19 protein-coding genes and 1 pseudogene are annotated in these 19991 nt (G+C 69.4%); 9 read left to right on the top strand and 11 right to left on the bottom strand.

Going from position 1 to position 19991, the window contains the following annotated elements:
* The first annotated feature begins 850 nt into the window (after positions 1-850).
* Together ACFY4A_RS34385 and ACFY4A_RS34380 are read left to right on the top strand one after the other, a co-directional pair.
* Positions 851-3640 carry an ATP-binding protein gene (locus tag ACFY4A_RS34385; protein WP_390833242.1) on the top strand — a complete coding sequence of 930 codons (2790 nt, stop codon included), beginning with the start codon at positions 851-853 and terminating at the stop codon, positions 3638-3640.
* A 143-nt stretch (positions 3641-3783) separates the two neighbouring features.
* On the top strand, positions 3784-4275 hold the full coding sequence (locus ACFY4A_RS34380; RefSeq protein WP_390833241.1) for an SRPBCC family protein: 492 nt from the start codon (positions 3784-3786) through the stop codon (positions 4273-4275).
* Positions 4276-4698: 423 nt separating this feature from the next.
* Here the strand turns inward: ACFY4A_RS34380 and ACFY4A_RS34375 are convergent.
* The 6 genes and pseudogenes from ACFY4A_RS34375 to ACFY4A_RS34350 all read right to left on the bottom strand — a co-directional run bounded on the left by ACFY4A_RS34375 (position 4699) and on the right by ACFY4A_RS34350 (position 11364).
* Positions 4699-5316: pseudogene (locus ACFY4A_RS34375) on the bottom strand (recombinase family protein).
* Between the two features lie 195 nt (positions 5317-5511).
* Positions 5512-6195 (bottom strand): response regulator, encoded by a 684-nt coding sequence (locus ACFY4A_RS34370; RefSeq protein WP_390833240.1) that lies wholly within the window; start codon positions 6193-6195, stop codon positions 5512-5514.
* The gene (locus tag ACFY4A_RS34365; protein ID WP_390833239.1) at positions 6192-7430 is read right to left on the bottom strand and encodes a sensor histidine kinase; all 1239 of its coding nucleotides are present in this window, start codon (positions 7428-7430) and stop codon (positions 6192-6194) included. The genes ACFY4A_RS34370 and ACFY4A_RS34365 overlap by 4 nt, the downstream gene beginning before the upstream one ends.
* A 23-nt stretch (positions 7431-7453) precedes the next feature.
* Positions 7454-8188 (bottom strand): hypothetical protein, encoded by a 735-nt coding sequence (locus tag ACFY4A_RS34360; protein ID WP_390833238.1) that lies wholly within the window; start codon positions 8186-8188, stop codon positions 7454-7456.
* A gap of 135 nt (positions 8189-8323) precedes the next feature.
* Entirely contained in the window at positions 8324-10273 is a 1950-nt protein-coding gene (locus ACFY4A_RS34355) for a Tn3 family transposase (protein WP_390833237.1), read from the bottom strand.
* Positions 10216-11364, bottom strand: a complete 1149-nt coding sequence (locus ACFY4A_RS34350; protein WP_390833236.1) for a DUF4158 domain-containing protein — start codon at positions 11362-11364, stop codon at positions 10216-10218. The genes ACFY4A_RS34355 and ACFY4A_RS34350 overlap by 58 nt, the downstream gene beginning before the upstream one ends.
* A 735-nt stretch (positions 11365-12099) precedes the next feature.
* Here ACFY4A_RS34350 and ACFY4A_RS34345 point away from each other — a divergent pair.
* Entirely contained in the window at positions 12100-12375 is a 276-nt protein-coding gene (locus ACFY4A_RS34345; RefSeq protein ID WP_390833235.1) for a hypothetical protein, read from the top strand.
* A gap of 410 nt (positions 12376-12785) precedes the next feature.
* On the top strand, positions 12786-13355 hold the full coding sequence (locus ACFY4A_RS34340; protein ID WP_390833234.1) for a hypothetical protein: 570 nt from the start codon (positions 12786-12788) through the stop codon (positions 13353-13355).
* 3 nt (positions 13356-13358) lie between these two features.
* Here ACFY4A_RS34340 and ACFY4A_RS34335 read toward each other — a convergent pair whose 3' ends face one another.
* The gene (locus ACFY4A_RS34335) at positions 13359-13961 is read right to left on the bottom strand and encodes a recombinase family protein (RefSeq protein ID WP_390833233.1); all 603 of its coding nucleotides are present in this window, start codon (positions 13959-13961) and stop codon (positions 13359-13361) included.
* Between the two features lie 251 nt (positions 13962-14212).
* Between ACFY4A_RS34335 and ACFY4A_RS34330 the strand changes: the two genes are divergently transcribed.
* The 3 genes from ACFY4A_RS34330 to ACFY4A_RS34320 are packed head-to-tail and all read left to right on the top strand — an operon-like array spanning position 14213 to position 16427.
* The gene (locus tag ACFY4A_RS34330) at positions 14213-14617 is read left to right on the top strand and encodes a GntR family transcriptional regulator (RefSeq protein ID WP_390833232.1); all 405 of its coding nucleotides are present in this window, start codon (positions 14213-14215) and stop codon (positions 14615-14617) included.
* A complete protein-coding gene (locus tag ACFY4A_RS34325; protein WP_390833231.1) occupies positions 14614-15510 on the top strand; it encodes an ABC transporter ATP-binding protein in 897 nt (298 codons plus the stop codon). Before ACFY4A_RS34330 ends, ACFY4A_RS34325 begins: the two co-directional genes overlap by 4 nt.
* Positions 15507-16427, top strand: coding sequence for a transporter (locus ACFY4A_RS34320; protein WP_390833230.1), 921 nt, complete (start codon positions 15507-15509; stop codon positions 16425-16427). The genes ACFY4A_RS34325 and ACFY4A_RS34320 overlap by 4 nt, the downstream gene beginning before the upstream one ends.
* Positions 16428-16678: 251 nt before the next feature.
* Here the strand turns inward: ACFY4A_RS34320 and ACFY4A_RS34315 are convergent, their stop codons facing one another.
* The gene (locus tag ACFY4A_RS34315; protein ID WP_390833229.1) at positions 16679-17008 is read right to left on the bottom strand and encodes a Tn3 family transposase; all 330 of its coding nucleotides are present in this window, start codon (positions 17006-17008) and stop codon (positions 16679-16681) included.
* A 195-nt stretch (positions 17009-17203) separates the two neighbouring features.
* On the opposite strand from ACFY4A_RS34315, the gene ACFY4A_RS34310 reads away from it, so the two are divergent.
* A complete protein-coding gene (locus ACFY4A_RS34310) occupies positions 17204-17410 on the top strand; it encodes a hypothetical protein (protein WP_381052346.1) in 207 nt (68 codons plus the stop codon).
* A 556-nt stretch (positions 17411-17966) separates the two neighbouring features.
* Here the strand turns inward: ACFY4A_RS34310 and ACFY4A_RS34305 are convergent.
* The 3 genes from ACFY4A_RS34305 to ACFY4A_RS34295 all read right to left on the bottom strand — a co-directional run bounded on the left by ACFY4A_RS34305 (position 17967) and on the right by ACFY4A_RS34295 (position 19692).
* Positions 17967-18296, bottom strand: coding sequence for a hypothetical protein (locus tag ACFY4A_RS34305; RefSeq protein ID WP_390833228.1), 330 nt, complete (start codon positions 18294-18296; stop codon positions 17967-17969).
* Positions 18251-18871 (bottom strand): DUF4158 domain-containing protein, encoded by a 621-nt coding sequence (locus ACFY4A_RS34300; protein ID WP_390833227.1) that lies wholly within the window; start codon positions 18869-18871, stop codon positions 18251-18253. Before ACFY4A_RS34300 ends, ACFY4A_RS34305 begins: the two co-directional genes overlap by 46 nt.
* 134 nt (positions 18872-19005) lie before the next feature.
* Positions 19006-19692 (bottom strand): DUF4158 domain-containing protein, encoded by a 687-nt coding sequence (locus ACFY4A_RS34295; protein WP_390833226.1) that lies wholly within the window; start codon positions 19690-19692, stop codon positions 19006-19008.
* A gap of 27 nt (positions 19693-19719) precedes the next feature.
* Between ACFY4A_RS34295 and ACFY4A_RS34290 the strand changes: the two genes are divergently transcribed.
* On the top strand, positions 19720-19908 hold the full coding sequence (locus ACFY4A_RS34290; protein ID WP_390833225.1) for a hypothetical protein: 189 nt from the start codon (positions 19720-19722) through the stop codon (positions 19906-19908).
* The last annotated feature ends 83 nt before the right edge of the window (positions 19909-19991 follow it).

Genomic DNA, 19991 nt, shown 5'->3' with positions numbered 1-19991 from the left:
GTGACGCGCGCTCCCGGCAACGGGGTGACGGCACCGGCCGTGAGCGCGCCCCAGCCGGGTCTGTGTCTGTGCATCGGTTCCTTCGCATGGGGTGAAGGCAACCTGTCGGCGGGTGTTCTGCTTCTCACATGGCGATGACGTGTAGGGGCGACAGCGTTTCACCGATGGCTTCGCCGAAGACACGTACGCCGATGACTCCTTGGCAGAGACACCCGAGATGAGGGTCTTCGTAACCCGTCAAAGCGGCGACGCGCGGTGGGCGTGGGCACATGTGTCTCGCACGTTCCGGCTCGAACGCCAGGAAGCGACATGACCGGCAGACGGCGACTGGCGACTGTCCCCGGCCATGACGGCGACGGCGGGAGCGTCCGGTCTCGCCGGTGCGGGCCAGGCCTCGGCTCCTGGACCAGCCGAAGATCACCGTCCCCGCCGTCACCCTGGACGGTCAGGCCGACGGCGTCATCCCGCCGACCGACGGGAAGCGGCTACGCGGCACACTTCGCGGGCCCCTGGACCCATCGCGTCGTCCCGAACGCCGGCCACAGTCCTCCCCAGGAGCAGCCCGAGGCCTTCACCGTGGCCATCCTCGAAGCCGACGGGACGGCCTGACCACTCATGCCCCCTGCCTGCCCCGGGCCGCCGCGGCACTCACCGCGGGCGGCCCACCGGCCTTTTGCCCCAGGGCATACGTGGGTCTCCAATGAGACTCCGGCCGCATATCGAGACGCCCGAGTTGAAATGCGGACACTTCTTGCGCTGGGATGGATTGCCTCCGATACGGAGCAGGCGCCGGCACGGGGCCATCGATACAGCGCCGGCGCTTCTGTGGATCGCAGCCCTTGGGAGCCTGATGAACGACCTGGACCATCCGTCCCGCCCCGCTTCGACACGGCTGATCGGGCGCGACGAGGACCTGGAGTTCATCTGGTCCCATTTCAGCGGCTCCGCGATCCATGGCGCGGCCCTGCTGCTGTCGGGCGAGGCGGGCATCGGCAAGACCGCCGTCCTGGACGCGGTCGCGACGCAGGCCCGGGACAACGGTGTCCGGGTGCTGCGGGCAAGCGGGGTGCAGTTCGAGGCGGACATAGGCTACGCCGGACTCAACCAGCTCCTCCTACCGCTCTTCGACTCCTTCGCCCTGCTCGACCCCGGCCACCGGGACGCCCTGCGCATCGCGGTGGGCATCGGCAGCGGCCCTGCCCCCAACCCCCTGCTGACCTCCACCGCCGCTCTGCTGCTGCTGCGCCGGATCGCCGCCGACACCCCCCTGCTGATCGTCGTCGACGACCTGCCCTGGCTGGACCGGGCTACCGTCTCGGTGCTGGGCTTCGTGGCCCGGCGGCTCGTCGGCAGCCGGATCAGCTTCCTCGCTGCCTCGCGTGTCACCTCCGACAGCTTCTTCCAGTCCAGTGGCCTGACCGAACACCGGCTCCGGCCGTTGAACGACCGTGCGGCGACCGAACTGCTCGCCCGGACCCACCCCGGCATGTCCCTCGCGGCGCGGCGCACCGTCGCGGACAAGGCCCGGGGCAACCCGCTCGCGCTCGTGGAACTGCCCGCCACGCTCGACGGAGAGCACGAGGCGGTGACCGGAACACCGTCGTCCGTGCCTCCCGGGGAGCGTCTGCAGAACCTCTTCGCCTCACGGATCGCCGAACTGCCCCGTCAGAGCCGCGAACTGCTGCTGATCGCAGCCCTGGAAGGCACCGGAGACCTCACCGCGATCGAGGCGGCCGGGCCGGGGCACGCCGTCATCGACGTCCTCGAACCCGCCGAACGCGACCGGCTGATCACGATCTCCGCACCCTCCCGAAAGCTGTCCTTCCGGCATCCGCTCATCGGCTCCGCCGTCGTGGCCCAGGCGACGGCCGTCGACCGCCGCCGGGCGCACCAGGCACTCGCCGCCATCCTCACCGACCAGCCCGAGCGCCGCGCGTGGCACCTTGGCGAAGCGGCGACCGGCCCGGACGAGACGGTCGCCGACCTCCTGGAACAAGCCGCCCGGCTGCGCCTGAGGCGCGGCGACGCCCTGGGCGCCGTGGCCGCCCTCACCCGTGCCGCGGGACTCAGTCCGGCCTCGGCCGACGAGAGCCGGCGACTGGCGGAGGCCGCCTACGTAGGCACCGACGCCGGCGGCGAGCTGGCGGACGCCTCACGCCTGCTGGCCGGAGCTCGCAGGGCCGACCCCACCGCGCAGGACTCACTGCATGCGGCAGCGGCGTCCGCCCTCCTCCTGATCAACGAGGAGGGCGACGTCAGCACCGCGCACCGGCTGCTGGTGGGTGCCATCGAGGCCGGCGGACATGGCTACGACGCGTCCGATGACGCCCTCGTCGAAGCCCTGTTCACCCTGATCACGATCTGCTGGTACAGCGCGGACCCGGAGAAGTGGACGCCGCTGTACCGGGCGCTCGACCGGCTGAAGCCCGCCTGCCCCGACCTGCTGTGGGCCTGCGCCCACACCATCGCCGACCCGGCACGCACCGGGCCCCGGACCCTGGAGGTCCTCGACACCCTGCTCGCCAACATCGGCGACGATCTCACCCGCGTCGTCCGCATCGGCGTCTGCTCGATCTACCCGGACCGACTGCCCGCCGTGCGGGAGGCGTCCCTGCGCCTGGTCGAACAGGGCCGCGCCGGCGACGCCCCCGTCCGACGGCACCTGGTCGCCCTGATGCACCTGTGCCTCGACTACTACTCCGCGGGCCTCTGGGACGAGGCGGTACAGCTGGCCGCCGAGGGAATCGTCCTGTGCGAGGAACACGGATACGGCTTCTACGCCTGCAAGCTCCAGTACGTCCAGGCACTGGTGGCCGGAGCGCGCGGCGACGTGGAGGCGAGCGAACACCTGGCCGAGGAGATCGTCCGCTGGGCCGCTCCCCGCGGCGCCCGGGCCGCGCACGTCCTCGCCTTCCACGCCAGGGGCGTGACCGCCCTGGGCAGCGGTGACTTCGAAGCGGCCTACGAGCAGGCCGGCGAGATCACCACGCCCGGCACCCTCGCTCCGTTCCAGCCGCAGGCCGTGGTCGGCGCCCTGGACCTGGTGGAGGCGGCCGCCAAGTCGGGGCGGGCCGCGGAGGCCGCCGCTCATGCGGCCGCCATGCGGGAGTCCGCGATGGCCGGGCTCTCGCCGCGCCACCGCATGATCGTCCTGGCCTGCGAGGCCCTGGCCACACCCGACGACGACGCTCTGGCCCTGTTCGAGCAGGCGGTGTCGCTCGCCGAGTCCGGTGACTGGCCCTTCGACACCGCACGGGTGCGTCTGTTCTACGGCGAGCGGCTGCGCCGCCGGCGCGCCACCAAGGAGGCCCGCCGGCAACTGGTCCGGGCGTCGGAGGCGTTCGAGGAACTGGGAGCGGCGCCGTGGACAGCACGGGCCCAGGCCGAGCTGCGTGCGAGCAGCCGTACGACATCGGCCGCCGGACGGTCCGGAAAGGCGGTCCTGACCGCTCAGGAACAGGAGATCGCGGCCCTGGCGGCCACCGGGCTGACCAACAAGCAGATCGCCGAGCGGCTATTCCTGTCCCACCGCACCATCGGCACGCACCTCTACCAGATCTACCCCAAACTCGGCATCAGCTCCCGAGCCGCGCTGCGCGACGCCTTGGCCGCCCTCGACCTGACGGACACCGGTGGATGACGTGCGGAGTCCCCCAGTCATATGACGTATGTGGAATCATCGGGTTCCGTTGCAGACTGAAACGGAGATGTCCTTGGGCCGCGGTGCCTCCGACACCGTCGGCGGCCGCCCCCAGCCAAGCAGAGGCGCGAAAGAGAACTCGGATGCACGACACCGCAGGCAGCCACCCAGACATCCACTGGCCGTCCGGCTTCTCCCCCGCCGATGCCCACAGCTTCCATCGTGGTCAGGCCGTCGTGCCCGGCCCGCCGGAGCGCGCCTTCCGGCTGCTGACCGACGTGCCGAACTGGCCGACCTGGATTCCGCACTGCGAAGAGGTCACCACCACCACGCCCGCGCAGTCGTTCGAGGCCCGCTGGCACGGCTACCGGTTCGAGGTGTTCGTGGGGGAGCAGGTGTCACCCCGGCGGGTCGGCTGGCTCGGGATCGGCGCGGGTGTGCAGCTCTACCAGACCTGGCTGCTCACCGAGGTCCCGGACGGCACGCACGCGGTGGTCGAGAGTGCCGTCCGCACCGCCGCCCCCAAGTCCCTCGACCCCCTGTCCCGGGCCTGGGCCCAGCGCCTGGACGACCTGTGGCACGCCCAGCTCGCGAAGCTCTCGCAGGAGCCGCAGGGCCCCGGTCAGACGTCATGACCCGTCGGGCCGCTTTCCGAAGCGGCCCCGGACAACTCGAGAACCACCGGCACGACCGCCTCGGCGCCGCCCGGCAGCCGGTCCAGGCGGATCACGCCGTACACCTCTTGGCCATCCGCCACGTGTGAGCGTCTCCCGGGCCAAGCCCCGGCCCGGTTCCGCTCCCCACCAGCAGCCAGGGCTTCCGCGAGCACCCGGCGGGTGAGCAGTTGGCGACGAGCAGCCCGCGGCGTGATCTCTCAGCCCGCGGGCCGGTTCCAGAAGGGGTACTCATGGGGGTCGAGCGCCTCCCATGCCGTCGACACGGGGTCGAAAAGGTCTGTTCTCGGGCACGCCGAACCCGCGGATCTACCGGACTCGCCCTTGTGCGCCACATGACGGGGTGCCGGTAAGAATGCTGTCACCAGCCGCAAACGGCGGTGATCACTCCTCGGACCTGGTGGGTTGGGGCAGTTCCAGCGCGTTCGTCGCCTCAGCGAGTGCGAGGCGACCGCCCTTCAGCTCGGGCACGTAGTTGTAGATCGTGTTCCTGGAGACGCCGAGGAGCTTTGCGATCGAGGTGACGGTGTTCTCCGGGCGGGCGAGCAGGTCGCGTGCGTGACGTACCTGTTCCTCCGTCATCGCCGGCGGGCGGCCGAGTCGGGCGCCGCGGACGCGGGCGGCGTCCAGGCCCTCGTAGGTGCCCTGCACGATGAGTTCGCGGATGAACTCCGCGAGCGCCGCGAACACGTGGAAGACCGGGCGCCCGCCGGGCGTGGTCGTGTCGAGCGCCTCGTGCAGCGAGGTGAAGCCGACGCCACGCTTGCGCAGGCCGGACACAATCGCGATGAGGTCCTGGATGGAACGGCCCAGCCGGTCCAGTGACGGGACGACGAGGGTGTCGCCCTCACGCAGGTAGTCGAGGGCCTTCCATAGTTCCTCGCGTTCGGCGTTCTTGCCGGACTACTTGTCCGAGAAGATCCGGATGCAGCCCGCTGTGTTGAGTGCGTGGATCTGCCGGTCGAGCAATTGCCCCTTGGTGGACACGCGTGCGTATCCCACGAGGCTGCCGGTCCGTACGGCCGGAACAGGTGCGAGGAGATCAGCGGTGTCGTCGTCCTGGGGTGGCTGCACCCGCCAGATCGTACAGAAAACGGTGCTCCTCAAGTTCTTGAGCACATCGACTTTCTGACACCGTTTTATGGGCATGATCCGGTGTCGATCCGGCCGCGCACCGCCGCTTATCGATCTTGCTCATCAATCGGTCGATTGATGAGCGGCGCTGACGAGCCCTGACTCGTAGGCGCTGATCACCAGCTGCGCGCGGTCCCGTGCACGCAGCTTGTTCAGCAGCCGACCGATGTAGGTCTTGACGGTGCCGTTGCTGAGGTGGAGGTACTCGGAGATGTCGGCGTTGGAGAGGCCACGTGCTACGAGCACCAGGACCTCACGCTCGCGCTCCGTGAGGTCCTCAAGCGAGGAGCCCGGCGCATGGTGCGTATGGGGAAGACGGGCGAACTCGGCGATCAGGCGTCGGGTCACCGAAGGGGCGAGAAGGGACTCTCCGGCGGCGACAGTGCGGATGCCTGCCAGCAGCACCTCGGGAGATGTGTCCTTGAGGAGGAATCCCGCTGCCCCGGCACGCAACGCGCCGTACACGTACTCGTCGAGGTCGAAGGTGGTGAGGATGAGAACGCGTGTCCCGGCTGTCTCGGGGGATCCGGCTATGCGCCGTGTCGCTTCGATCCCATCCATGCCGGGCATCCTGATGTCCATCAGCACCACGTCCGGGCAGAGCCGCTGTGCACCCTCGACAGCTTCGGCCCCGGTGCCGGCCTCGCCCACCGCTGTCAGGCCGGGGGCGGTGTCGATGAGCACCCGGAAGCTGCCTCGGAGCAGGGACTGGTCATCGGCGACGAATACCCGGATCGGTTCGGTCACGCGGTCCTCTCCTTCCGGCTCGTAGCCGTGCCGTGAGCGGGTTCGGGCGGGAGACGAGCCGACACAGCGAACCCGCCGCCGGGCCGTGGCCCGGCGGCCAACGTCCCGCCATACATCATCACGCGTTCGCGCATCCCCACGAGTCCATGACCACCCCTGAGTTCCACCCGGTCGGTCGCGGCCGCGTTCCCGGCTCCGTCATCCGCCACCTCGATTCGCACTTCTCCTCGCGAGTCGACTGTGATCGTCACCTGGCAGTGCGTTCCGTCGCCGACGTGCTTGACCACGTTCGTCAGAGCCTCCTGCACGATCCGGTAGACGGCCAGCGCCGTCCCCGCGGGGAGGCCGACGGCCAGCCGGGTGCGGAGTTCGGTACGAACTCCCGCTCGCTCGGCACGCTGGATGAGGGCTGGCAGGTCGTCCAGTCCGGGAGGGGGAGCCGTCTCCGCCGAGCCGGGCTCTCGCGTGCGCCGACCAGCAGTGTCGCCGCGTAGCACTCCCAGGGCACGGCGCATCTCGGTGAGCGCCTCCCGGCCGGTCTGCTCGATCGCTTGGATGGCATCGCGCGTCTCTTGGGGGCGTGCCTCGGCCACATGGTTGGCTACCGCTGCTTTGACGACGATCACGCTGAGGCTGTGCGAGACGATGTCGTGCAGTTCTCTGGCGATGCGCAGGCGTTCTTCGGCCAGTGCCTCCTCCGCAAGGCGACGGTCTCTTCGGGCCGCTCGGGATCTCCGTTCGCGCACGACACGCCCTGCGGCCCACGCTGCCCCGATGACCAGCCAGACGAGGGCGGCAGTGCCGGCGGCTTCCGTCCACGGGCCGGAGGGCGTCAGGACCGCTTCACCGGTGATGACCGCGGCTGCCGAGACAACCAGGGTCAGGGCGAACGCCGCCGAAGCCCGGCGTGTCGGCTCGATGAGCGCCACTGCGTAGACGGCCAAGGCCGCAGAGATGTAAGGGTCACGGGTGATGTCGAGCAGTGTCGCCGTCGCCGAAGCACCCAGAACTACGGCCAGGGCAGGCAGGGGCCACAGGCGCCGAACGGCCAGCGGCACTCCCACACAGACGGCCACCAGCCAGCCCAGCCACCACGGGCCGGAGAACCGAGGCAGACCGTCTGAGGCACCCTGGTCGGCCAGTGCCACGTAGCCGGCTGTCACTACGGCCGCCACGCAGGCGTCGATCGCCAACAGATGCGTGCCGGTCCGCAGGCGCCGCCCCATTCTGTGCATCGCTAGACGATACCGATGGCCGCTCATCCGGCCTGCCCGAAGAGAAACATTGCGGTACCCACGGCGACCAACAGGAGAAGCCTTCCGGCGACCGTGGCCGCCCGCGAGGTCGTCCCGCTGCGCAACGCGGCCACGCCCAAGGGAACGAGCGCGACACACAGTCCCGCAGCGGCCGCGACCGATAGAGGGGTCGTTCCCTTCAGCACCCCCAGCGGCATCGCCGATGCCAAAGCCAGGGCCGCCGCACGCAGCGGTCCTAGCACTTGGGAGCGGTAGGCGCCGATGGCCAGCAGGAGCCAGCCGCCCATGATGGCCGAGTTGAGTGTGCTGAAGATGTGGAACGCGCCGTAGGTCTCGCTCACCGTTCGCGTCGCCGATGCCGCCCCCTGCACGGCCACCAGTTGGAAGGCCAGGTGGTCCACACCGGCGTGAAACGCGCGGGCGAAGAGGCCGAGGACCGTGAGTGCGCCGCCCCACAGAGCGAGTTCCCGGAACCTCTCGCCGATCTTGGCGGCGAGAAGCACGACTCCCGGCCAGAGCAGCACCCACCCGGCGGACACAAAGCTGTATGAGGCCGTCATGAGGCCCGGATGGTGCCCGTACGCACTCAGTTGCGCGGGGAAGAAGAAGTCGAAGCGCAGGCGCAGCAGTACGCCGGTGAGCAGCAGCAGAGGGCCGAGGACGAGGGAGGCGCCGCCCACCCAGCGTCCCGGAAAGACAGGATTAGGAACGGCGATTGACGCAGTCGTGACGGTCATGGGGCAACGATGCTGCCGCCGCACGTACCGCGTCGTCGGAGCATGGACCACACTTTCGGATCGGACCGTGGTCTTACCGCTTGCCTGTTGTTCGCTTCCGGTCCGATTCTCGGACCAGACACCATGCTGCTCGGCTCACGTGCGCTCGGCCGACCGGTGCTCGTCGACGTCCGCCGGTGCCCGAGGGCCTGGCACGGCAACCGCGGCAAGGTCCAGGCGGGCGCCCATATCGAGGTTCACCTCCCCGTACGGACGCACATGCGACCAGAACAGCGGGGTCAGGCCGCGCCGGTCGGCGAGCGTGAGAAGCCGGGCCCACTCCGGTTCGCCGAGGATGTCCTGAAGCATGAGGGTGTTCACATAGACCAGGGCGGACTGGAGAATGCGCAGGCACAGCACGAACATCTCCTGCTCGTCGCGCCGGTTCGAGGCGATCTCCCCGCCCTTGCCGTAGGCGATCACAGAGTTGGCGCCGTTGGAGGACTCCATGACGTTCAGGCCCTCCTCGATCTCCCGCTGGAGGTCGCGCAGCCGCAGGTAGCGGGCCACGAAGATGGTCTTCTGGGCGCGGCCGACCTCCAGCATCGCCGCGTAGGTGGGGTGGGAGGCATTGCGGGTGAAGCGGCGCAGGATGGCCTCGGTGGACGCGGTCCGGGTCCGGATCGCCGTCGCATACTTGATCATCTGGTCGTACTGCTGGGCGATGAGCTCCCAGCGGATCGGACGGGTCAGCGCCGGGGTCAGCTGTGGATAGGCGTCGGGTTCGCCGGCCGTCGGCCGGTACAGCTTCACCTTGTTGATCCGCTTGATGCGCGGCAGCAGGTCGAAGTTCAGCAGCCTCGTGATGCCGAAGCCGATTTCCGACTGGCCATGCGAGTCCGTGTAGTTGGCCTCGACGTCCATGGTGGTGCCGTGCCGCATCGCGCCCTCGATCATCGCGGCGACCTCGGAGGCGGTGCAGTTGATCAGCTGGGAGTGGATGGCCAGGGACTTCTTCTCGACGTGCCAGTAGATGAGCACTCCGCGGCCGCCGTAGCGTGAGTGCCACTCGGTGAAGAGGTTCTGGTCGTAGGCACGGACGTGGGTGGAGTCGGAGGCGACCGCGGTCGAACCCTGGCCCCACAACTCGATGCTGCGGGCGGCGAAGGTGGCGTTCGCGATCTCGATGGCGATTTGTCGGGCCGTCTCCGGGGTCAGATACCGGCGGCGTACATAGCGCAGTTCGTCCTCGGTGTGGCCGTGGCCACCGGAGGCGACGGCCTTGATCCCGGTGTTCGTGCCGTAGGCGTAGATCACCAGGAGCAGGCGCTCGGCCAGGACCTCCGCCGAGAGGGAGCCGCCACCGGAGACCGAGGTGACCGCGTCCAGGCAGCCCGTGCGCAGGACGGCCTCCTTGAGCATGTCGATGAGCGGCACGACGCCCCACCGGCGCTGTACCTCGCCCTTGATCCTGCGCAGGTTCTTCGGCTCGGGCTGGGCCTCGGCCGGGGTCAGCCGGATCGCCCCGGACTTCCGCTCGGCGATGTCCAGCCAGCCCATCTTCGGCATCCTGTCGTTCAGCAGGCCCAGTTCGGTGGTCATCTGCTCGCGCAGCTCGTCGACGAAGACCTGCGGGTCCAGTGGCTTGCGCAGCTCGCGGTAGTTCTCCTCGCGGCGCTCGGCGAAGTCCTGGGGCAGGTCCTCGTCCGGGTTGCGCCACTTGTCGGCGCCGACGACCCAGATCTCCTTGCACTTGAGCTGGTCGCGCAGGGCCTGGAAGGCGACGACCTCGTAGACCATGCGCACCTCCCTGCGCCGACCGCGCTTGTCGGTGCGGCGGACGACTTCCGCCCAGTCCCCGCCCATCGCCTTGTGCACCGGCACGGTCTCGCCCAGCGGGTAGTACGTGGTGTTGCCCGCCGCCGCGTACCGGGCCACCAACGCCAGGGCCTCGATCACCGGCTGGTGGGTGTGGTTGGACGAGCGGAACTCCAGCACGTCCAGCAGCCGGATCAGCCCGCGCCGGTAATGGTTGGTGTACGACGCCTTCAACGTCGTCTGCACCGTGCGCCGGTAGACCGGGCCACGGGTCTTGAACTCGTGCACCAGCTCCGCAGCGTCTGCTCACCGCCAGACACCGCCCGGTAGACCACCTCACGGACCGTGCCCTCGGGATCCCCGATCGACACCTCGGCGAGCTTGAAGAGGATGTTCTCCTTGCCCGACACCTTCTTGAACGCGTTGACCAGCTGCTCGGTGACCTTCTTCTCCGCCCGCGCCCCGATCCGGTGCACCGTGGAAATCAGCAGCTCCACCAGCGTGTCCGTGATCTCCCGCTCCCGCTCGTGCAGCAGCGCGGCCAGCAACGTGACCCGCAGCGGCAGCGGGTGAGTCCGCAGGTGCGAGGGAGACTCCACCGCGGCCCGCGCCCGCCACCCGGCCACCACCTTCGGCGCAACATCGGCAAACAGGTCCGGCGGCAGCCCGACCGCCCGGACCGCAAGCAGCTTGTCGATCTCAGTGAGCATCGTCTCCAGGCTCACATTGCCCGGAGCCTCCTTGATCCTCCCCAGGGCCGGCGGCCCGTCCTCGCCCTCACCCGCAGCGCCTTCACCTGCTTCACCGTCCTCCGCCTCATCGGCGCCGGCGACCAGGGCCACGATCCGCTCCGTGCTCTCCACCGCCAGCCGTGCGGAGATCCGCGCCGTCAGCATCTCCTCGGCCACCCGCAGCGCGCCGCCCACGATCCGGTCGCACCGCCCCGGCGTGGGCGGCTCGATGCATTCCGCACGGCAGCGGGCCAGCAGCTCCACCCGCACCTGCTCCGGCCGCCGCTCCTTGCACGCGACGTGCTCGGCGAGCCAGGCCGTCAGCTTGTCCGCGTCCGCGACGCTGCACTCCCGGAAACCCAGGTGCCCGCGGATCTGCGCCCGGTGGTACTCGATCGTTCGGCCGCTCCACTCGTACGCGTCCAGCTCGGACGCGGGCACCTGAACCTGCCGGGCGACGAACTCCACCGCCTCACCCGGCAACTCGAACCGGCCCCGAGGAAACCGGCCGTACTGCGTGTAAAACTTCAGCAACACGGCGGAGCCCAGTCTCGTCGCACCGCGCTTGCCGGACACAAGCCCATGCTCGTCCCTCAGCAGCGTCCAGTGCTCAACCAGCTCAGCCAGGTCCAGCGGAGTACGGGCCACGACCGTTGATCGTCCTCGCGAGGCTTCACCCACCGCAGCCGTACGGCCCCGCGTTCACCCACACGGGTGACGTCCCTGCAGGATCACCGCCGTTTGCGGCTGGTGACAGCGTTCTTACCGGCACCCCAAGGTCCATGCCCTGTACGAGTCGTGGGGCTGGCGCACCCTGGGGGACCTGCGCCCCCGCATCCCCGACGCGCCGCTCTTCCACGCCATGCTGCTCGACCTCCCGCAGCGCTGACCGACCCCGGGCCGCGAGCGGGGTGTCACAAAATCCGGCGGACGACGTTCCCCCCACTGTGAGGACACCACCGACATGCCCGTCGGGCCGCAGGCCCGGACAGCCGTCTCCCGGGAGACGGGACGCCCAGCGGGAGACGCCCCGCCCCCTCTCCCGTCCCGGGGGACACCACCTGACGTGCAAAAACTGGTGTCCCCGTTCCTGTAACGATTCCGAGGGCCGATACGTCTACGGCTTTGAGGAGACGTCACAGAGCAGCAGAGGGAGGGGACGTCAGGTGACCGGATCGGGTGAAGCCGCGGCGTGGCCAAAGGCCAGCCCAACGCCTCCCATTGTTCGCGTGCTTCACGCTGCAATGGGCCCGTTTTGCCTGAATGCCCGTCACTTCCCTTGTGGCGGGAGGCCGGAACTTAAACGCCCGCCTCACGGGAAATCCGGCGACACACCGGCATCAAGGTTGCGTACATGAACGTCGGTGAGGAAAGATCACCAGCATGGCCAGGCCCTACGGAAGTCGAGATGCGCAAGAGCGGGAGTACGTCCCGCCGGTGCAGGACAAGAAGCGCCACGGTCTCGTGCGCCTCTCCCCGATGGTTCCGGCCGACGTCCACGCAGCCGCGTACGCCAACGCCAAGGCTGCGGGGGTCTCGATGGGCAAGTACCTCGCCGAACTCATCCGGCGCGACCAGCTCGACAAGAGCGGCCGTCCCGTGTGGGCCAGCGAAGCCTTTGGTGAGCCAGGCCAGGGGGAACTTCCCATGACTGGCTGATCATCTGAAAACGCGTCGAAGGGCGCCAAAAAGCCCCGGCTTCCACCGGGGCGGCGCCCTTCCGACGTACCGGGTCCAGCGTTCTTTCCACGGCCGCTGAAACCCATCGCATCACCTGCAGTACCCACCGCAAGAGGCGTCTCCCAACGCCACCAGTCCAGAGGTCCCGGGTTTTCCAGGCCCGGGTCCTCGCCCCACAAAGGAGGAGGTGAGTCAAGCCCCACAGACGCTTTCCACGGCGACTGTCGGGCGGTGGTGTCCTAACCAGCGCATATGACGTTCGGAGCCCAGTTACGCGCCTGGTTGGTCGCGTTGGAGCCCTCCGCCGCTAGGCGGAAGGGGGGCTTCGGCGTGCATATGGAGTTAGGAGCGCCACCATCGTAGCGGACAGCTACGGTGCCGGACAGCTCATGCCCGCCCCCGGAGTGTCCGGGGAACCGGGCGTGCACAGCCCGTCATCTGCCCCGATTCACAACCCCCATACCGGCGTTCTGCCCCTCTTCGAGAGCGCGCAGGTCGACTTCCAGGCCCTGTTCCTGGAACTGTCCCCGCGCGCCTCCATCCGGGTGGACCGCCGCTCTGGCGATGGCGAATGGCTGCACTCCTACGTCGACCGGCCCCTGCCGTCGACCGCCCCCCGGGGCCCATACGCCGTCTACCTCGCCGACGAGGACGGCCGCTTCCGCCGGTTGTGCTTCGACCTCGACTCCAAGCGCGGCGACACCGGACCCGACCTCGCCACTCTGCTGCGCGCCCTCGACGAGGCCGGGCTGACCTACGTGGTCGCCGCCTCCGGGTCCGCCAGCGGACGGCATGTGTGGGTCACCGCAGAGACGCCGCTGGAGGCGACTCTCGTCTCCGCCATCGCCGAGGCCGCCAAGAAGCGCGTGCCGACCCTCGACAAGGGGATGCTGAACAACCCCGCGACCGGGCCCCGGAGTCCTAGCTCAGACACCGGTGGGCAAGTAACCCGCCGGTAGCTTTCAGGGCTTCGCGGCCGTGGTCTTCTTGGGCTGGCGGGGCACGGTCTTCGTCTTGTCGAGGTGGCCATACACCGTCGACCGGGGCACGGCGAACATGTCGGCGATCTGCTGGACGGTCTTCTCCCGCTCGTCGTAGAGCCGTTGGGCGAGCGCGGCCTGGTCCGCGGTGAGCTTCGGCCGGCGCCCGCCGACCCGGCCGCGAGCACGAGCAGCGGCGAGCCCGTCGTTGGTGTTCGCCACGATCAGCTCGCGCTGGAGCTCGGCGAGCACGGACAGCATCCCGAACATCGCCCGGCCCTCCATCGTGGCGGTGTCGATGCCTTGCTCGATGACGTGCAGCCCGATGCCGCGCTCGCGCAGGTCGGCGCCGAGGGTCACCAGATGCAGCACGGACCGGGAGAGCCGGTCGAGCCGGGTGACCTTCAGCGTGTCGCCCTTGCGCAGCAGCTGGAGGACGAGATCGAGCTTGGGTCGGGACGCCTTCGCGCCGCTCGCCTTGTCGACATGGATGTTGTCGCGGTCGACGCCGGCCCGTAGCAGGGCGTCGATCTGATGATCGGGGTTCTGGTCGACGGTCGAGACCCGCGCGTAGCCAATGAGCATGTGTCGGAATCTATCGGGCGGACCGTTCACCGACGTTGATTTTCGGCACGAGTTGCCGACACTGCCCACCTGCGGGTTCGTGATCACGGTTTCGAGTGTCGACAGACGGTCGTTTCTCGACACCCGAGCGAGGTCCGGCGAGCGCCACCCATGCGCGGCTGGCTTCCCTCGGTGCCGGGCGGCTGGCGCCCGCAATGCACCCCTTGCCGAATGGTCGATGCAGGGGGCTATAGTGCTAGGCAACTAGATAAATGGAGGAACCGGTGATTGAGTTCCACCTGAACAGCCGGTCGGGCCTGTCCCCGTACCAGCAGCTGGTCCAGCAGGTTCGGCATGCACTGCGCCTGGGTCTGCTGAACGAAGGGGACCGGCTGCCGACGGTCAAGGACGTGGCGAAGCAGATGGCGGTCAACCCGAACACGGTGCTCAAGGCGTACCGGGAGCTGGAGCACGACGGCTTGGTGGCCGCCCGCCCCGGCGTGGGCACGTTCGTGACCCGCACGCTGGCCGACGCCTCGCTCGCCGCACATGGGCCTCTCCAGAAGGACCTACAGCGCTGGCTGACCAAGGCCCGGCTGGCCGGGCTCGACGACGAGAGCATCGAGGCGCTGTTCATGAACACGTTTCGCAACGCCGCCGGAGAGGACGTAGCGTGAGCGCCGTCTTGCGAGCCCAGGGCCTGGGCAAGAGGTACAAACAGCGCTGGGCGCTGCAGAACTGCGACCTGGACATCCCGGCCGGCCGGGTGGTCGGCCTGGTCGGCCCCAACGGCGCCGGCAAGTCGACCTTACTGAACCTGGCCTCCGGCATGCTCACCCCGACGGCCGGCACCATCGAGGTGTGCGGCGGCCGTCCCGCCGAAGGTGTAGAACAGCTGGCCAAGGTCGGCTTCGTCGCCCAGGACACCCCGGTCTACGCCGCGCTGAGCGTCGCCGACCACCTCGACCTCGGCAAGCGCCTCAACCCAGGCTGGGACGACGCCGTGGCGCGCGACCGGATCCGTCGCCTCGGCCTGGACCCGAAGCAGCGGGCCGGCAAGCTGTCCGGCGGCCAGCGCGCACAGCTCGCTCTCACCCTGGGCATCGCCAAGCGCCCGGAACTGCTCATCCTGGACGAGCCGGTCGCCGCCCTCGACCCGCTCGCCCGACGGGAGTTCATGCAGGACCTGATGGAGGCCGTCGCCGAGCACGAGCTGAGCGTCGTGCTCTCCTCCCACCTGGTCTCCGACGTGGAACGGACCTGCGACTACGTCATCGTCCTGGTCGACTCCCGGGTACAGGTGGCCGGCGACATCGACGACCTGGTCGCCTGCCACCACCGGCTCACCGGACCGCGCCGGGACCCGAACACGCTCCCGGCCGGCCAGCACGTCATCACCGCCAGCCACACCGACCGGCAGACCACCCTCCTGGTGCGCACCGACACCGCGGTCCACGATCCGACCTGGACCGTCAGCCCGCTCGGTCTGGAAGACATCGTCCTGGCCTACATGACCCGGCCCGCCGACGCGGTACGCGACACCCGGCCCGCACTGGAGGTACTCCGATGATCTGGCTGACCTGGCGCCAGTTCCGCACCCAGGCCGCCGTGCTGTTCGCCGCGGTGGCCGTCCTCGCCGCCACCCTCGCGGTCTCCGGCCCGCAGCTGGCCGACCTCTACCGGACGGCCGGCAGCAGCCTGGTGGACCAGGTCTCCCGTGCGGACCAGACCCTCTACTACACCGGACTGCTGGTCGTGCTCGCCGTGCCGGCGGTCATCGGGATGTTCTGGGGCGCGCCGCTGATCGCCCGGGAACTGGAGACCGGCACCCACTACCTCGCGTGGAACCAGGGCGTCACCCGCACCCGCTGGCTGGCGACCAAGCTGGGCCTCGGCGCGGCGGCCTCCATGACCGCCGCCGGACTGACCAGCCTCGCGGTGAGCTGGTGGAGCAGCCCCATCGACCGGGCTGTCGACGGCGGCGGCGCGACGGACACGTACTTCCCGCGGATCGACCCCGTGGCCTTCGCCGCACGGGGTGTCGTTCCCGTCGCCCACGCCGCCTTCGCCTTCGTCCTGGGCGTCGTCCTCGGCCTCGTCATCCGCCGCACCCTGCCCGCGATGGCCACCACGCCCGTCCTCTACGCCGCCGTCCAGCTCGCCGTACCGCTGTGGGTCCGGTCCCATCTGGCCACTTCGGACCGGGTCACCGTGCCGATCGAGACCGGCGTTCCCATCGGCATCCAGGAGGACGCCAAGGAGATCGTCATGCACCCCGACGCGCCCGGCGCCTGGGTCACGTCCCAGGAGGCGCTGAACGCCGCCGGCCGACCGGTCCCCGTGCCGTCGTCCTTCGCCGACTGCCTGCACACCGAGTCGGGCCCGCCCGCCATGGAGCAGGTCGACGGCTGCATCGCCGACCTCGGCGCCCAGGGCTACCAGCAGCGGGTGACGTACCAGCCCGCCGGGAACTTCTGGGCCCTTTAGTGGGCCGAGACCGGGCTCTACCTCGGCCTCGCCCTGGCCCTGGCCGGGTTCTGCGCCTGGTGGATCCGCCGCCGGGTGACCTGACGGACGCCGGTCCCACTGCGGGAGCGCCCGTGGGGGGCAGCCGGGATGCGGCTGTCCCCCACGGCGTCGGCAGGCTCCTCTCACCTGCGACATCAGGCTCGCCGAGATCGGCTGTCCCGTTGGCCTTCAAGGCCGGTACAACAGGCACCAATCCGTCGGCACGGGGTTCACCTCGGCTCCGCCAGGGCCCGGCCGGAGGCGTCCGCCGGGGTGCGGGGACGGGCCACTGAGAGAAGTGGCGCGAGGTCGAGCCGCTTGTCCATCTCCAGGCGGAAGGTGCCGTACGGGTTGATGTTGGACCAGAACAGCGCGGTGAGCCCGCGTCGGTCCTCGTCCGAGAGTTTCTTCGCCCAGGCCGGTTCGGCGAGGACCTGCTGCAGCAGCAGCGTGTTGACGTGCACGAGCGCGGACTGGAGCAGGTGCAGGGCGAGCATCGAGGTCTCGGCGTGTTCCTTGTCCGGGCCGGTGAGCGCGCCGTCCTTGCCGTAGTGGAGCACGGTGTTCGCCAGCGGATGCCCATGTTGGTGCCCAGTGCGAACAGCGCGAGCAGCAGACGGCGCTGGAGGGTGGCCCGGTCGATGCGCTCGTACGCGGCGACGGAGGTGAACTCGTCGGTGAAGCCGGAAAGGAAGTCGGCGTTCTTCAGCACGTCCAGGAGGTCAAGGACTCCCCATCGGCGTACGACCTCGTCCTTGAGCGCCTGGAGGCCGGTCGGCTCGTCCAGCTTCTCCAGCTTCGGCACGGTGATCCACGGGTCGCCGTGCCGCGTGGTCACCTTCACCCCGCCCGCCGAACCGTCCGCGAGCGCCGCCGACAACCTGTCCAGGCCCTCGGTCATCCGCTGCTTCAGGCTGGTGATGAACGCCTGCGGGTCCTGGGGCTGGCGGATAGCCGCGTAGTGCACAGTGCGGGCGGCCTCGAAGTCGCCCGGCAGGTCGTCCTCCGGGTTTCGCCAGCGCAAGGCCCCCTCGACATAGATCTCCCGGCGCCGGATCGCGTCCCGCAGCGCCACCAGGACGCACAGCTCGTACGGGATGCGCTCGACCTTGCCCTTGTCGTCCACGACGGCCTCGCGCCAGTCCTTGCGTACGACGCCGTCCATCGGCACCGCGTCGCCGGCGTCGTAGAAGCGGGTCTTGCCGTCGACCTCCGCATACGTCTCCAGCAGCGCCATCGCATCCATCACCGGCCGGTAGGCGGTGTTGTTGCACCTGAAGCCCAGCGTCCTCAGCAGCGGCGGCAGCATCTGCCGGTAGTACGAGCTGTAGGAGGACCGCAGGGTGGTGCGGACCTTGGCCTTGAAGACCTTCTCGTTCGCCTTCGCCTCCGCGACCAGGTCGCGCAGCGTCTTCTCCCCGACCACCGGGTACAGGGCCTCGCGTACCACGTCGTCGGGCTTGCCGATCGCCGCGTCAGCGAGCTTGAAGAGGATGCCTTCCTTGCCCCGGACCTTCTTCAACTCCGCGGTGAGCTGCCTCTCCACCCGCCGCTCGGCACGCGCATTGATCTTGTGGACCAGCGCAGCAGCTTCACCAGAGCATCGGTGATCTCCGCCTGACGAGAAGAGCACAGGGCCGCGAGGAGTGTGATCCGGGCGTCCTCGGCGGTGTCCCGGAAGTCCGAGGGGTACATCTTGATCGCCCTCGACCGCCACGCGGCCAGCAGCTTCTCCGAGCAGTCCGCGAACAGCCCCTCGGGAAGCCCGAGTCTGCGTACGTCGTTCAGCTTGGTGATCTCCGTCAGCAGCGAGTCCAGGCCGACCGCGCCGGGATCACGCTTGAGCAAGGCCAGCAGGCCGGCCCCGTCCTCTTGCCCTCCGCGACCAGCGCAAGCAGCCGGGCCACCCCGACGTCGCCCAAGCGCTCGATGGTCCGGGCACAGAACACCTTCTCCCACCGGTTGCGGGCGGCGACCAGCACCTTCTCGATCCGGGTCCGGCCCGGCGGCTCGATCTTCCTCGCCCGGCACTCGACCAGCAGGGCCTCCCGCTGCCGGTCCTCCACCAGCTCTACCGGGCACACCTCCACCGCCAGCCACGAGGTCAGACGCTCCTCGTCGTCCAGCGTCGCAGGCCGGAAGTGCAGGGCTTCCCGGATCTGCTTACGGTGTCGCTTCGCCCCCGCCAGGTCGTACTTCGCAAGCTCGGTCGCAGGGACCTTCACCAGGCCAGCAACGTACTCGACGGCGGGCTGCGGGAACTCCTCGATGAACTCCGGGAATCTGCCCTCCATCTCGAAGAACTTGAGCATCAGGCAAAAGCCGAGCCGGGTCGGACCGGTCTTGTTCGCCACCAGGTCCCAGTCGCCGTCCACCAGCGTCCAGCACGCCACCACGTCTTCCGGCGACCACTCCTGCCGCACACCCGCCCCATTTCGTCGCCCCACCCTGGGATTCGCTCGTTCAGCCCAACGAGGCGCACGACGACGAGAAACGAAAGATCTGACCCACTGATAGCTACCGACGGGTTACTTGCTCCCTGATGTCCGAGTTAGGACTACGGGGCCACCACCTTCGGCGCGACGTCCGCGAACAGATCCGCCGGCAGCCCGACCGCCCGGACCGCGAGCAGCTTGTCGATCTCGGTGAGCATCGTCTCCAGGCTGACGTTGCCGGGCGCTTCCTTGATCTTCCCCAGGACCGGCGGTCCGTCCTCGCCCTCACCAGAACCGGCGTCACCGGGTCCGGCGTCGTCCTCCTGGTCGGCGCCGGCGACTAGGGCGACGATCCGCTCGATACTCTCTGCCGTGATCCGTGCCGAGATTCGCGCCGTCAGCGTCTCCTCGGCGACCCGCAGCGCCGCCGCCACGATCCGGTCGCACCGCCCCGGGGTGGGCGGCTCGATGCACTCCGTACGACAACGGGCCAGCAGCTCCACCCGCACCTGCTCCGGCCGCCGCTCCTTGCACGCAACGTGCTCGGCCAGCCAGGCTGCCAGCTTGTCCGCATCTGCGACGCTGCACTCACGGAAGCCCAGGTGCCCGCGGATCTGCGCACGGTGGTACTCGACCGTCCGACCGCTCCACTCATACGCGTCCAGCTCGGACGCAGGCACCTGCACCTGCCGCGCGACGAACTCCACCGCCTCGCCCGGCAGCTCGAACCGGCCCCGGGGAAACCGGCCGTGCCCGATGTTCCTCAGCCGCCGAGGAGTTGCGGTACAAGATGTAGGGCAACTCCTCACCCTCGCGCTCTAGAAGGAGTCGCACACGTGGCGGAACCGGTGTCTCAGGTGTCGACGCAGGCCATAAGGCAACTCGCCCAGCTGGCACAGATGGCGTCGAACCCGCTGACCGTCGTCAAGCACGGACGGCGCGAGGACCGCCAGGCCCGCCGGCGCCACGAGCTCGTGGACGTGGTCGGCGAGGACGGCGAGCCGGACTGGTTCGAGCGCGCCTGACGGCAAGAGGGAGGGAGCGGCTTCGAACCGCTCCCCGCCCTCACACCCGGCACGCGATGGCTGGCCAACCGCGGGCGAGGCAG

Source organism: Streptomyces sp. NPDC001292 (genome assembly GCF_042896465.1).
GTDB lineage: Bacteria > Actinomycetota > Actinomycetes > Streptomycetales > Streptomycetaceae > Streptomyces.
The sequence above is the reverse complement of the archived record's forward strand: the minus strand, read 5'-3'. Positions and strand labels throughout refer to the sequence as shown.

Excerpts from the sequence above, each read along its gene's own strand:
- ACFY4A_RS34345 (WP_390833235.1), top strand. The coding sequence starts at position 12,100 with ATGGCCAGGCCCTACGGAAGTCGAGATGCGCAAGAGCGGGAGTACGTC.
- ACFY4A_RS34320 (WP_390833230.1), top strand. The coding sequence starts at position 15,507 with ATGATCTGGCTGACCTGGCGCCAGTTCCGCACCCAGGCCGCCGTGCTG.
- ACFY4A_RS34335 (WP_390833233.1), bottom strand. The coding sequence starts at position 13,961 with ATGCTCATTGGCTACGCGCGGGTCTCGACCGTCGACCAGAACCCCGAT.
- ACFY4A_RS34330 (WP_390833232.1), top strand. The coding sequence starts at position 14,213 with ATGGAGGAACCGGTGATTGAGTTCCACCTGAACAGCCGGTCGGGCCTG.
- ACFY4A_RS34340 (WP_390833234.1), top strand. The coding sequence starts at position 12,786 with ATGCCCGCCCCCGGAGTGTCCGGGGAACCGGGCGTGCACAGCCCGTCA.
- ACFY4A_RS34385 (WP_390833242.1), top strand. The coding sequence starts at position 851 with ATGAACGACCTGGACCATCCGTCCCGCCCCGCTTCGACACGGCTGATC.
- ACFY4A_RS34365 (WP_390833239.1), bottom strand. The coding sequence starts at position 7,430 with ATGCACAGAATGGGGCGGCGCCTGCGGACCGGCACGCATCTGTTGGCG.
- ACFY4A_RS34360 (WP_390833238.1), bottom strand. The coding sequence starts at position 8,188 with ATGACCGTCACGACTGCGTCAATCGCCGTTCCTAATCCTGTCTTTCCG.
- ACFY4A_RS34380 (WP_390833241.1), top strand. The coding sequence starts at position 3,784 with ATGCACGACACCGCAGGCAGCCACCCAGACATCCACTGGCCGTCCGGC.